Below are 13,181 nucleotides of genomic sequence, written 5' to 3' on the forward strand. Positions count from 1 at the left end.
GATGGAAATTTCCGATCTGAAGGGAGCGCCCACCGACCAGCGCTACATCGGCAAGCGCGTGACGCGCACCGAAGACAAGAAGCTGCTGCAAGGTCAGGGTTCCTACGTGGACGACGTGCATCTGCCGAACATGCTGCAAGCCGCCGTGCTGCGCAGCTCGCATGCGCACGCGAAAATCGTCTCGATCGACTGCACGGCCGCTCGCGAACTGAAGGGTGTGCACGCCGTCTACACACACGCGGACCTGAGCGGCCGCGCACGGGGCCGCGCGCCTTCGATGCTGCCGAATCCGGCAATCCGTTTCGAGCGCACGCAGGAATTGCTTGCCTCGACGGAAGTGACGTTCGCGGGCGAAGCGGTGGCCTTCGTGGTCGCGGACAACCGCTATATCGCCGAAGACGCGTGCGGCCTGATCGAAGTCGAATACGACACGCTGCCCGCCGTGGCCGATTGCCGCGACGGCCTGCGCCCCGAGTCGCCGCTTTGCCACACCGACGCGAAAGACAATGTCGTCGCGCATATCGAAATGGGTTTTGGCGACATCGACGCGGCCTTCAACGGCGCGCCGCACGTCGTCGAGGAAACCTACTGGCAGAACCGCGGCTCCGCGCATCCGATGGAAACCCGCGGTTATCTCGCCGAATTTCACGCTGCCAACGGCGAGTTGACCGTCTGGTCGTCGGGCCAGGCGCCGCACCACGAGAAGAAGAATCTCGTCGAACTGCTCGAATGGGACGCGGAAAAGCTGCGCGTGCTGATGAACGACGTCGGCGGCGGCTTCGGTCCGAAGCTGCCGTTCTATCCGGAAGAAGCGCTCGTCGCGATTGCGGCGGTTGCGCTCAAGCGCCCCGTCAAATGGATCGAAGACCGGCGCGAACACTTTCTCGCGGTCACGCAGGAACGCGACCAGTGGTGGACCGTGAAAATCGCGCTCGAAAACGACGGCAAGATTCGAGGCGTGAAACTGGAGATGGTGCACGACAACGGCGCGTTCCTGCCGTGGGGCATCATCACGCCGTACATCTCGATCACGACCACGCCCGGCCCTTACGTGATTCCGGCGATGGGCGCGAAGCTCGACGTCGTCTACACGAACAAATGCGCGACCTCGCCTGTGCGCGGCGCGGGCCGTCCGCAGGCGGTGTTCGCAATGGAGCGGATACTCGACAAGGCCGCGCGCGCCCTCGGCATGGACCGCGCGGAGTTACGCTGGCGCAACCTGATCCAGCCCGAGCAGATGCCGTACGACGCGGGCTTCATCTATCGCGACGGCAGCCCGCTGCGTTACGACAGCGGCGACTATCCGGCCTGCCAGAAAGCGGCGCTCGAGCGCGCGAAGTACTCGAGCTTTGCGCAACGCAAGGCCGAGGCGCGCCGTGAAGGACGCTTCATCGGCATCGGCATGGCGAGCTTCGTCGAAGGCACAGGCATGGGTCCGTTCGAAGGCGCGACGGTGCGCGTGCAGGCGAACGGCCGCATCGCCGTGATCACGGGCGCATCGCCGCAAGGCCAGGGCCACAAGACGACCTTCGCGCAGATCTGCGCGGAACAGCTGAACGTGCCGCTCGAAACGATCGACGTCATCACGGGCGACACGGGCGGCATCTCGATGGGCGTCGGCACGTTTGCGAGCCGTGTGACGGTGAATGCGGGCAACTCCGTCTACATCGCCGCGCAGGCCGTGGGCGAAAAGATGCTCACGCTCACTGCTCACCTGTGGAAGTGCAAGCCCGAAGAACTGTTGCTGGTCGAAGGTCACGTTGCGCGGCGCGCCGGCATCGAGCAGCGCATGAGCTACGGGCAACTCGCGAAAATCTCGCAGGGCATGCCCGGCTTCACGATGCCCGAGGGCCTCACCGCCGGTCTCGAAGAGACCAAATACTTTTCGCCCGCGCAGTCGACGTATTGCAACGGCACCGCTGTCGTCGAACTAGAAGTGGATCGCGAGACGGGCCACATCACGATCCTCAACTACGTGATGGCGCACGACTCCGGCAAGCTCATCAACCCGATGATCGTCGACGGCCAGGTGATCGGCTCGGTTGCACACGGCATCGGCAACGCGACGCTCGAATGGATGCAATACGACGAGAACGCGCAGCCCATCACGACGAACTTCGGCGAATACCTGCTGCCGATGGCAACCGACGTGCCGAACATCGACATCGTGCACCTCGAAACGCCCTCGCCGCTGAATCCGCTCGGCGTGAAAGGTGCGGGCGAAGGCGGCACGATCCCGGCGGCGGCAGCAATCGTCGCTGCGATTGAGGACGCGCTGTCCGAATACGGCGTCGAATTCACCGAAGCACCGCTCGTTCCGCAGCGCGTGTTCCAAAAGCTCAAGGAGGCCGGCGCCTACGCGCGCTGACCTGCGCAGGCCCCGCTCCCATGCGCGGAGCGCGGGCGCCCTTCCCTGTTTTCATTGTTTGGACTTTTACTCCATGACGACCGAATTCACCGCAGCGCTCCACGAATCCGAATACCGGATCACTCTCGGCCAGCCCGAGCACGGCAACATGCTCACGCTCGAAGCCATGCGCGCGCTCGCCGCGGAAATCCGCAAGGCGGGCCGCGACAACAACGTCAAGATCATCCGCATTCGCGCGTCCGGTCCTGCGTTCTGCCGCGGCCGTGCGGTCGGCGCCCCGCCGGCCACGCCGCCGACGGCCGCGCAGTTCCGCCGTAACGTGGCCGATCCGATTCTCGACGTCTACCGCGCGATGCACGAGAGCGAAGTGCCGGTTCTGGCCGAGGTACAAGGCGACGCCGAAGGTTTCGGCTGCGCACTCGTCACCGCGTGCGACCTGGCCGTTGCTGCCGATAGTGCGCGCTTCAGCCTGCCGGAGCTGCAGAAGAATCTGCCGCCGACGCTCGTGCTGTCCGTGCTGCGTTACAAGGTGCCGCCGAAAGCGTCTGCGCACATGGTCTATCTGACCGAGACGATCGACGCCGCGAACGCACGCGAGTGGGGCATCGTCGCAGAGGTCGTCGCAGCCGCGAAGCTCGCCGAGCGTGCAGACGCGATGGTCGCCTCGATCTGCACGCGCGACCGGATCGCAATTGCCACGCTGAAGACGTACTTCCGCGAGATCACGATTCCCGACTTCTCGCTCGCGAGCGAAATGGCGGGTGCGTCGCTCGCCAACGCGATGACGTCGATGCGCCGCTAACACGCCTTCTGTACTCGCCGCAATACTACCGGCGCGCTTCGCGCAACGGGCAACACTTCAGGCAATAAGGGCGCCGCGCAATGCGGTGCTTTACGGGACACCCAGCCATGGCAGATCAAGACACTACTTCCAACACTTCCGCGAATGCCGGTTACGCGGACTTGCACGACCACATCGCGCGTCTCGAAGCGGCAGGTTTGCTGTACCGCATCGACGAGCCGGTCAACAAAGACACCGAAATGCATCCGCTCGTGCGCTGGCAGTTCCGCGGCGGCATTCCCGAAGCGGAGCGTAAGGCGTTCCTCTTCACGAATATCGTCGACAGCAAGGGCCGCAAGTACGACATTCCGGTCATCGTCGGCGGCATCGCGGCGAATCCGGAGATCTACCGGATCGGCATGAACGTGCCGTCGCTCGAGGACATCGGCGATGCGTGGAATCGCGCGATCGACAATCCGGTGCCGCCCGTCGTGGTGGAAAGCGGCCCGGTGCACGACATCGTGATCGAAGGCAAGAATCTCGAAGGTCCGGGCAACGGCCTCGAATCGCTGCCGCTGCCGATCTCGACGCCGGGCTTCGACGCCGCCCCGTACATGACGATGACGGGCGTGATCTCGCGCGACCCGGACACCGGCGTGCAGAACATGGGCACGTATCGCGGCCATCTGAAATCCGCCACGCGCCTTGGCATGATGATGCTCGTGAACCTGCGCGCGGGCGGTCTCGACCATTGGCGCAAATACGCCGCGAAAGGCGAGAAGATGCCGGTCGCCATCGTGCTCGGCGCGCCGCCGGTCGTGGCGTTCCAGGGTCCGCAGAAGCTGCGCCCGAACACCGACGAACTGAGCGTGGCGGGCGGTCTCGCCGGCGCGCCGATCCGCGTCGTCAAAGGCCGCACAGTCGATCTGCTGGTGCCGGCCGAAGCGGAAGTGGTCGTCGAAGGCTATGTCGATCCGCAATATCTGGAACCGGAAGGCCCGTTCGGCGAGAGCCACGGTTACGTCGCGCTCGAAGACTACAACCTCTCCATCGAAGTCACGGCGATCACGCGCCGCAAGGACGCGGTGCTGACGTCGATCATCTCGCAGGTCACGCCGTCCGAATCGAGTGTCATCAAGCGTCTTGCGTATGAGCCGATGTTCTTGCGCCATCTGCGCGATCACCTGGGCATTCGCGGCATCAAGAAAGTGTCGCTGCACGAGCCGCTCACGAATCTGCGCCGCTTCGTGTTCCTGCAGTTCGAGCGCGGTTCGAAGAAGACCGAAATCTGGCGCGCGCTGTACGGCACGATGTCGCTGCAGGCCGCCATCGGCAAGTTCGTCATCGCGATCGACGACGACATCGATCCGAACAACGCCGACGCCGTGTTCTGGGCGATGGGATATCGCTGCAATCCGGTCGAGGACGTGAAGCTGATTTCGTACCGCGAGCACGGCCATGGTCCGCGCTCGGACCACGATACGGGCCTCGATTCGGCGATGCTGATCGACGCGACGATGAAGACGCCGATGCCGCCGCTCGCGCTGCCGAAGAAGGAATACATGGAAAACGCGAAGGCGCTGTGGGAGCGCCTCGGTCTGCCGAAGCTCAAGCCGGAGTCGCCGTGGTACGGCTACTCGCTCGGCGACTGGACTGCGGAGTGGGACCGCAACGCGGAGCAGGCAACTCGCGGCGAGTGGATGCAGCGCGACGCGTCGTATCACGCGCGCCGCCAGAGCGGCGTCGAGCCGAATTCGCCCGTGCGCGGCGTCGAGGGCAACCGTGGGCACGAATAACAGCACTCCGGAGCGCATCATCGTCGGCATCACCGGCGCGTCCGGCGTGGTCTACGGCATTCGCGCGCTCGAACTGCTCGCCGAGGCGGGCATCGAGACGCATCTCGTGATCAGCAAGGCCGCCGAACTCACGATGACCTATGAGACCGACATCCGCGCCGCGGACCTTCGCGCGCGAGCGTCGCACTGGTACTCGCCCGGCGACATCGGCGCGGCTATTTCATCGGGTTCGTTCAAAACGAAAGGCATGCTGGTCGCGCCGTGCTCGGTGCGCTCGATGAGCGAGATCGCCACCGGCATCACGAGTTCTCTGATCAGCCGCGCGGCCGACGTCGTGCTGAAGGAGCGCCGGCGCCTCGTGCTCGGCGTGCGCGAAACGCCGCTGCACGGAGGCCATCTGCGCACGCTCGTGCAGCTCTCGGACATGGGCGCGATCATCGCGCCGGTCGTTCCGGCGTTCTATTCGAAGCCGCAGACGATCGCCGATATCGTCGATCACACGGTCGGCCGCATGCTCGATCTGTTCGACATCGAGACGGGCGTGATCAAACGCTGGAAAGAGCAGCAACACGAGTCGTAACGGGCGCACCGCCCGCGCCTTTTCCCTACTTCCAGACCCGTCGCGCGACGCGTGCCGGCGGGCTTTCTTCGCGATGACCATGACTGAATTCAATCCGCTTTCCCGGCTCGCAGACCCGAGCCTGCTGCGCACGCTCGCTTACATCGACGGCCAATGGTGCGGCGCCGACGATGCACGCACGTTTGCCGTCGACGATCCCGCAACCGGCGAGAAGATCGCCGACGTGCCGCTCATGACCGGCGCCGAAACGCGTCGAGCGATCGAAGCCGGCGAACACGCGCAGCGCGGCTGGCGCAAGCTCACCGCCGCACAGCGATCGACGATCCTCAAGCGCTGGCACGCGCTGATGATCGCGAACACGGACGACCTCGCGATCATCATGTCGGCCGAACAGGGCAAACCGCTTGCGGAAGCGAAAGGCGAGATCGGTTATGCAGCGTCGTTCATCGAGTGGTTCGCGGAGCAGGCCAAGCGCGTGGACGGCGACGTACTCGCCTCGCCCGCCGCCGACAAACGGATGCTGGTGACCAAAGAACCGATCGGCGTATGCGCCGCGATCACGCCGTGGAATTTCCCCGCCGCGATGATCACGCGCAAAGTGGCGCCCGCACTTGCCGCCGGCTGCGCGATGATCCTGAAGCCCGCGGAAGCAACGCCGCTGTCGGCGCTCGCGCTCGCCGAACTCGCGCATCGCGCGGGCGTGCCGGCCGGCGTGTTCAGCGTGGTGGTCGGCGACCCGCGTTCGATCGGCGCCGAGATGACGAGCAATCCGATCGTGCGCAAGCTCTCGTTCACCGGTTCCACGCCAGTGGGCCGCATGCTGATGAGTCAGTGCGCGCCCACCGTGAAGAAGCTCTCGCTCGAACTCGGCGGCAACGCGCCCTTCATCGTATTCGACGACGCGGATCTCGACGCCGCCGTCGAAGGCGCGCTCGCTTCGAAGTACCGCAACGCGGGGCAAACCTGCGTTTGCACCAACCGCGTCTACGTGCAGGACGGCGTGTACGACGCGTTCGCAGAAAAATTCGCGGCGGCGGTCGGCCGCATCAAGGTCGGCAACGGATTCGAGAGCGGTGTGACGCAAGGGCCGCTCATCAACGAAGCGGCGGTGGAAAAAGTCGAGGCGCATATCGCCGACGCCGTCGCGCACGGCGCGCGCGTGCTGACAGGCGGCAAACGCCATGCGGCGGGCAAGCTGTTCTTCGAACCGACCGTGGTGGGCGACGTGACCGCACGGATGCGTTTTGCGACCGAGGAGACGTTCGGCCCCGTCGCCCCGCTCTTCCGCTTCACGAACGAAAGAGAGGCCATCGCCGCGGCGAATGCCACTGAGTTCGGACTCGCCGCCTACTTCTACAGCCGCGACATCGGCCGGATCTGGCGCGTGGCCGAGGCGCTCGAGTACGGCATGGTCGGCATCAATACCGGCCTCATCTCGAACGAGGTCGCGCCGTTCGGCGGCGTCAAGCAGTCCGGACTCGGCCGCGAAGGCTCGAAGTACGGCATCGAGGACTACCTCGAGATCAAATATCTGTGCATGGGCGGTCTTTGATCGACGCCGCGCCGCGAGCCCGCGACCGGGCTCCAGGCCCAGCGTCGCGTTGACAGCCGTCTTATTCACATGCAATCATACAATCCTACGGATTTACCCAGCTGCTGGGTCTCATATTAGGAAACGGAATGTCACCCTTGCCCCAAGACCACTCGCAAACGGCAACCGGCGGCGCGCCGCGCGACTTGCAGGACCATATCGCCCGGCTGGAAGCCAGAGGCCTCCTGACGCGCATCGACCGGCCGATCAACAAGGACACCGAGTTGCACCCGCTCGCGCGCTGGCAGTTCCAGGGCGGCCTGCACGAAGATCAGCGTCGCGCTTTCCTCTTCACCAACGTCGTGGACGGCGAAGGACACACCTACGACATCCCGGTTCTGGTCGGCGGACTCGCCGCCTCGCCGGAAATTTACGCCACCGGCCTCGGCCTTCCGGTCGAGCAGATCGGCAAGGCATGGACCGAAGCGATTGCCGAGCCGGTCCCGCCCGTCATGGTGAACGAGGCGCCCTGTCATGAAGTCGTGATCAGCGGCGATGCGCTGAAGGAAAGAGGCCTGTCGCGTCTGCCGGTGCCCGTCTCCACGCCCGGCTTCGACGCCGCGCCCTATCTCACCGCCACGCTTTGCGTAACCAGAGATCCGGAGAGCGGCGTGCAGAATATGGGCACTTACCGCGCCGCGCTGAAATCGGAAGACCGGCTGGGCGTGCGCATGGCGAGCCGTCTGTCGGGTGCGGGCGGTTATCTGCACTGGGAAAAATATCGCGCGATGGGTGAGAAGATGCCGTGCGCGATCGTGCTGGGCTGCGCGCCCGCCGTGCTGTTCACCGGTCCGCAAAAACTGCAGATCGATCAGGACGAGATGGCCGTCGCCGGCGGTTTGATGCGCGCTCCTGTCGAGGTGGTGCGTTGCAAGACCATTGATCTCGTCGTTCCCGCCGACGCCGAAATTGTCATCGAAGGTCTGATCGACACCGACGCGCTGGAGCCCGAAGGTCCGTTCGGCGAAAGCCACGGCCACATCGCGCTCGAAGACTACAACATGTCGATGCACGTCACCGCGATCACGATGAAGAAGAAGCCTGTCTTCGTCTCCATCATCAGTCAGGTGACACCGAGCGAAAGCTCCGTGCTGAAGAAGGTTGCCTACGAGCCTTTGTACCTCGAACATTTGAGCAAGGTGATGGGCGTGCGCGGCATCAAGCGCGTGGTGATGCACGAGCCGCTCACGAACCTGCGCAAGGTGATCTTCCTGCAGTTCGCGCGCGGTACGCAGCAGGCGGAAGTCTGGCGCGGTCTGCAAGGCGCCGCGACGCTGCAGGCGCAGTGCGGCAAGCTCGTGATCGCCGTTTCCGAAGACATCGACCCGGAAAACGCCGATGCGATCTTCTGGTCCCTCGCCTATCGCTCCGACTTCACGCACGACCTGCACGTGACGCCTTACCGCGCGAGCGGTCACGGTCCCAAATCCGGCCGCGCGCCGCTCGAAAGCACGCTGCTGATCGACGCGACGCTCAAGCATCCGATGCCGCCGCTCGCGCTGCCGAAGGAGCAATACATGAGCGCGGCACGCAAGATCTGGGAAGAGCTGAATCTGCCGAGCCTGACGCCGCAGCCGCCATGGCATGGCTATCACCTCGGCGACTGGGACAAGCGTTGGGACGAGTACGCAGAAGCGGCGACCTCGGGCGGCTGGCGCGAAACGGGTGAACGTACGTGGGCCAACCGGCGCGGCGGTGTGAAGCCGGAAACTCCGGTACGGGAGGCCTCGGGTGGCCACGGCGAATAAGCGCACGCTTGCACGCCGCACTGAACAACCCGTGGAGCAGAGGCATCCGGAGACAGCCATGACTCAAAACAATACCGTCGATATAGCCCACGTCATCGAGACGCAGGAGCGAAGCTGGTTCACTGTGAGCCTTTTCATTCTGTGCGCGCTCGTCATGCTCGCGGACGGCTTCGACAATCAGGCTTTGAATTACGCCGCCCCCGGCATCATCAAAGAATGGGGCATCAACCGGGCGCTGATGACGCCCGTGTTCAACATCAGCATCGTCGGGTGGATGGCGGGTTCGGTGGTGTTCGCCATGCTGGCCGACCGGATCGGCCGGCGCCGCGCGATCCTGCTCGCCACCTCGCTGTTCGGCGTCTTCACGTTCGCCGTGCCGTTCGCGCACAACCTGGTCGAGCTGTCGGTGCTGCGCTTTTGCGCCGCGCTCGGCATTGGCGGCGGCATGCCGATGGCGGTCTCGCTGATCACAGATTACGCGCGCTCAGGCAAGCGCGGGCTCATCATCACCCTGCTCTATCTCGGCTATACCGCAGGCTCCTCCGGCGGCGGCTTGCTCGCTGCCGAGATCATCCCGGCGTATGGCTGGCGCTCGGTCTTCTACGTGGGCGGCGCAGGCGCGGTAGTGGCGGGCATCATCCTGCTCATCGGCCTGCCTGAATCGATCCGCTACCTGACGCTGCGCAAGCCTGGCAGCGAACGCATTCTCCACTACGCGCGCAAGCTCAAGCCGAGCGCGCATTTCGCCGACGACACACGCTTCTCGATTCCGGAGCAGATCCGCACGGGTGTGCCGGTGAGGCACCTCTTTACCGAGGGCCGTTCTGCGATGACCGCCTTCCTGTGGCTCGGGCTCGGTCTTTCGTTCGTCACGCACTTCTTCCTCTCGCAATGGATGACGACGCTCCTGACCGACGAGATCGGCTACGCCAACGCAGCGCGCAGCCAGGCGCTGTTCCAGCTCGGCGCCGGCTTCAGCTGGTTCTTCGGCTGGTTGATCGACCGTAAGGGCGTATCGGTCATGACGCTGACGATGATCCTCGGCGCCATTCCGGTAGCGGCACTCGGCGTAGCGGTCGGCACGGGCGCGAGTCTCACCATGGCGATGGCGCTGATCTCGGGTCTGCTGGTGCTGGGCGGCAACATCGGCCTCAATGCGATTTCCAGCATGATCTATCCGACCTTCATCCGATCGACCGCCACCGGCGCCTCGTTCGCCGTGGCGCGGATCGGCGCGATCATCGGCCCGCTGCTGGCGGGTTTGCTGATCGCCGTCGGCACGCCGATCGGCACGATCTTCCTGCTCGGCGCATTGCCGTTGCTCGCGGCGGGTGTCGCCTGCTTCATGCTCAACCGGACCATCACGCCGGAGGCTGCGCGCGAGATGTCGTTGCGCTCGGCGCTATCGCGGCATTGAAGCGGCACTAAAGCGACATTAACGCGACTTCGCCGAACCCCGGCTCAGGCCGGGCAACCACACGGTGTGCTTATGGATAGCGTCAATCTCGAAGTATTGAAGGCGAGCGCGCGCTGGATCGAAAGCGGACGGCGCGTGCTGCTCGTGACCGTTGTGAGAACGTGGGGTTCGTCGCCGCGGCCTGAAGGCGCGATGCTCGCCATTCTGGATGACGGCTCGGTGGCAGGTTCGGTTTCGGGCGGCTGCATCGAGGACGATCTGATCGACCGCGTGCGCCGCCAGGGCATCGAGCAGACACGCCCGGAAGTTCTCAGATACGGCATCTCCGCCGACGAAGCGCACCGCTTCGGCTTGCCGTGCGGCGGCACGATCGAGCTCGTGCTCGAGCCGCTGACGCGCGCAAGCGGCATCGACGAACTGTGCCGGCGCGTGATGGCAGGCCAGCTCGTCGCACGTTCGCTCGATATGAAAAGCGGCGCGGTGAAACTCCTGCCGGCTCACTCAGCCGACGGCATGGATTTCAACGGCCGCATGTTGCTGACCGTTCACGGCCCGCGTTACCGGATGCTCGTGATCGGCGCAGGCCAGCTCTCGAAGTATCTCTGCCAGATCGCGCTCGGACTCGACTATCAGGTCACCGTGTGCGATCCGCGCGAGGAATATACCGACGTGTGGCGTCTGCCGGGCACGACGCTCGTGCGCACGATGCCTGACGACACCGTTCTCGACATGAAACTGGACGAGCGCTGCGCCGTGATCGCGCTCACGCACGACCCGAAGCTCGACGATCTCGCGTTGATGGAAGCGGTCAGAACGCCGGCGTTCTATGTCGGCGCGCTGGGTTCGCGCCGCAACAATGCCGCGCGGCGCGAACGGCTCGAAACGCATTTCGATCTCACCGACGATGAACTCAGCCGTCTGCGCGGGCCCATCGGCATTTACATAGGCAGCCGTACGCCACCGGAAATCGCGGTATCGATTCTGGCCGAGGTCACAGCGGTCAGGAACGGTGTCGTCTTACCGGGCGAATTCCGGATTGAGGATGCGAAAGCGAGGCTGGACGTTGCGGTGAATGAGCAGACGAACTGCGCCATTACCGCGCATCACTGATTCTGGTGATAGCAGCAGACGCGCGGCCATTACGGCGCGATGCAGATCACGCACCGCCTCGCGAATGGGAACAGCAAAGCGGTTCGGGCAGAGACCCAAACTGATTCAGACCAGATGTTAATCGGGGACAAAAAATGTTTCGTCGTCTTTCTATCTCCGGCCGGCTCTCGGCCGTGATGGCCGTGCTGGGCGTGGTCATCGTCACGGTGGGTATGCTCGGGCTGCTCGCGATACAACGTTCGAACGACGCGCTCGACTACGCTTACTCCAACCAGCTGGCCGCATCGATTGCCGTGGGCAGGGCCAATCTGAAGCTGGAGATCGCGCGCGCGGTGCTGAATCGCGCGCTGATACATCCCGAGGGCGCCAATGTGCCGGAGGCCGTCGCGAAAGCGCTCGGCCACCTGTCGGACTCCGATCGCGCGTGGCACGCCTACCGTTCACTCGGGCTTCCGCCAGAGGAGCAGGCGCTTGCAGATCGCGTGGATGAGGCGCGCACTGCACTCGTTCAGCGTGGCATCGTCCCGCTCGCCGATGCACTCAAAAAAGGCGATCGCGACACGGCGGACCGCATCGCATCGAAGGCGATCTCGCCGCTCTCGACCGTGCTCTCGAATAGCAGCGAGGCGCTCGATCGCTGGAAGAGCGCATATGGCAAGCAGGCGTTTGCTTCGGCCGAGCGTTTCAATGCAAGGTTGCGCGTCGTGGGCGCGGTGCTGATCGCACTGGGGCTCGCCATTTGCGCGGCCTGCGCTTACGGATTGCGTCGCGCGATCGTGATGCCCCTCTCCAGCCTGCTTGCAGCACTGCAGCGCATTGCGCAAGGCGATCTGACTGGGTCGCTTCGCGCACGCACGAGCGATGAAATGGGCCAGCTCGTCGACGGACTCCAACAGATGCAGGGCGGTCTGGATAAGGTTGTGCGGCAAGTGACGCGCGGCTCGGAATCCATTGCCAGCACCACGCGGCAGATTGCCGCCGGCAACAACGACCTCTCGCAGCGCACCGAGGAACAGGCGGCCTCGCTGCAGGAGACGGCGGCCAGCATGGAGCAATTGACCGCGGCAGTCCGGCAGAATGCGGACAACGCGCGCACCGCGCAATTGCTGACTGAGTCGGCGCATAGCGTCACGACGCGCGGTTCGCAGGTCGTCGGCAATGTCGTGGCAACGATGACGGAAATCCACCGCAGCTCGCAAAAGATCGCCGACATCACCGGCGTGATCGAAGGCATCGCATTCCAGACCAACATCCTCGCGCTCAATGCCGCCGTTGAAGCTGCCCGCGCCGGCGACCAGGGACGGGGCTTCGCCGTGGTCGCGTCGGAAGTGCGTTCGCTCGCGCAACGCGCCGGCGCGGCCGCCAAGGAAATCAAGACCTTGATCGATGAATCGGTCGAACGTGTGGCGTCGGGCTCGCAACTCGTCAGCGTCGCCGGCGAAACGATGCACGAGATCAGCGACTCGATTACGCGCGTCACCACAATCATGCGGGAGATTGCGAGCGCGTCCGACGAGCAGCGAGATGGCATCGAACAGGTGAGCCTCGCCGTATCGCAGATGGACGAGGTCTCGCAGCAGAACGCCGCTCTGGTCGAACAGGCAGCGGCCGCGGCCACCTCGCTCGACGATCAGGCGAGGCTGTTGCGCGACGCAGTGGCGGTCTTCCGGTTGAGTTAGTCCGTGTTCGCATGCGGTACGGTGAGCGAGACTGTTGTGGCCGCTAAATGCGATCCACTACGTCCCGATGTATAATTGTATACAGCGTATTCAGCCGACGGAGAGATGTCG

Annotated in this window: 9 protein-coding genes; all 9 read left to right on the forward strand. The window is 64.5% G+C overall.

Annotation, left to right across the window (positions count from 1 at the left end):
• The first annotated feature begins 1 nt into the window (after window position 1).
• The 9 genes from H281_RS0113815 to H281_RS0113855 all read left to right on the forward strand — a co-directional run bounded on the left by H281_RS0113815 (window position 2) and on the right by H281_RS0113855 (window position 13,070).
• Window positions 2-2,368 (forward strand): xanthine dehydrogenase family protein molybdopterin-binding subunit, encoded by a 2,367-nt coding sequence (locus H281_RS0113815; RefSeq protein WP_020067706.1) that lies wholly within the window; start codon window positions 2-4, stop codon window positions 2,366-2,368.
• A gap of 73 nt (window positions 2,369-2,441) precedes the next feature.
• Complete coding sequence (locus H281_RS0113820) at window positions 2,442-3,170, forward strand: enoyl-CoA hydratase/isomerase family protein (RefSeq protein ID WP_020067707.1); 729 nt, start codon at window positions 2,442-2,444, stop codon at window positions 3,168-3,170.
• A gap of 107 nt (window positions 3,171-3,277) precedes the next feature.
• Window positions 3,278-4,945: a UbiD family decarboxylase gene (locus H281_RS0113825; RefSeq protein ID WP_020067708.1), complete on the forward strand. Its 1,668-nt coding sequence runs from the start codon at window positions 3,278-3,280 to the stop codon at window positions 4,943-4,945.
• On the forward strand, window positions 4,932-5,525 hold the full coding sequence (locus tag H281_RS0113830; protein WP_020067709.1) for a UbiX family flavin prenyltransferase: 594 nt from the start codon (window positions 4,932-4,934) through the stop codon (window positions 5,523-5,525). The genes H281_RS0113825 and H281_RS0113830 overlap by 14 nt, the downstream gene beginning before the upstream one ends.
• A gap of 79 nt (window positions 5,526-5,604) precedes the next feature.
• The gene (locus H281_RS0113835) at window positions 5,605-7,077 is read left to right on the forward strand and encodes an NAD-dependent succinate-semialdehyde dehydrogenase (RefSeq protein ID WP_020067710.1); all 1,473 of its coding nucleotides are present in this window, start codon (window positions 5,605-5,607) and stop codon (window positions 7,075-7,077) included.
• A gap of 128 nt (window positions 7,078-7,205) precedes the next feature.
• Entirely contained in the window at window positions 7,206-8,864 is a 1,659-nt protein-coding gene (locus H281_RS0113840; protein ID WP_020067711.1) for a UbiD family decarboxylase, read from the forward strand.
• 58 nt (window positions 8,865-8,922) lie between these two features.
• Window positions 8,923-10,281, forward strand: coding sequence for an MFS transporter (locus H281_RS0113845; protein ID WP_020067712.1), 1,359 nt, complete (start codon window positions 8,923-8,925; stop codon window positions 10,279-10,281).
• A gap of 72 nt (window positions 10,282-10,353) precedes the next feature.
• The gene (locus tag H281_RS0113850; protein WP_020067713.1) at window positions 10,354-11,391 is read left to right on the forward strand and encodes an XdhC family protein; all 1,038 of its coding nucleotides are present in this window, start codon (window positions 10,354-10,356) and stop codon (window positions 11,389-11,391) included.
• A 134-nt stretch (window positions 11,392-11,525) separates the two neighbouring features.
• A complete protein-coding gene (locus H281_RS0113855; protein WP_027804576.1) occupies window positions 11,526-13,070 on the forward strand; it encodes a methyl-accepting chemotaxis protein in 1,545 nt (514 codons plus the stop codon).
• Window positions 13,071-13,181: the final 111 nt, after the last annotated feature.

Source organism: Paraburkholderia caledonica, assembly GCF_000383275.1.
Classification (GTDB): Bacteria; Pseudomonadota; Gammaproteobacteria; order Burkholderiales; family Burkholderiaceae; genus Paraburkholderia; species Paraburkholderia caledonica.

Coding starts and splice junctions, on each gene's coding strand:
- H281_RS0113855 (WP_027804576.1), top strand. CDS start 11,526: ATGTTTCGTCGTCTTTCTATCTCCGGCCGGCTCTCGGCCGTGATGGCC.
- H281_RS0113845 (WP_020067712.1), top strand. CDS start 8,923: ATGACTCAAAACAATACCGTCGATATAGCCCACGTCATCGAGACGCAG.
- H281_RS0113850 (WP_020067713.1), top strand. CDS start 10,354: ATGGATAGCGTCAATCTCGAAGTATTGAAGGCGAGCGCGCGCTGGATC.
- H281_RS0113835 (WP_020067710.1), top strand. CDS start 5,605: ATGACTGAATTCAATCCGCTTTCCCGGCTCGCAGACCCGAGCCTGCTG.
- H281_RS0113815 (WP_020067706.1), top strand. CDS start 2: ATGGAAATTTCCGATCTGAAGGGAGCGCCCACCGACCAGCGCTACATC.
- H281_RS0113825 (WP_020067708.1), top strand. CDS start 3,278: ATGGCAGATCAAGACACTACTTCCAACACTTCCGCGAATGCCGGTTAC.
- H281_RS0113840 (WP_020067711.1), top strand. CDS start 7,206: ATGTCACCCTTGCCCCAAGACCACTCGCAAACGGCAACCGGCGGCGCG.
- H281_RS0113820 (WP_020067707.1), top strand. CDS start 2,442: ATGACGACCGAATTCACCGCAGCGCTCCACGAATCCGAATACCGGATC.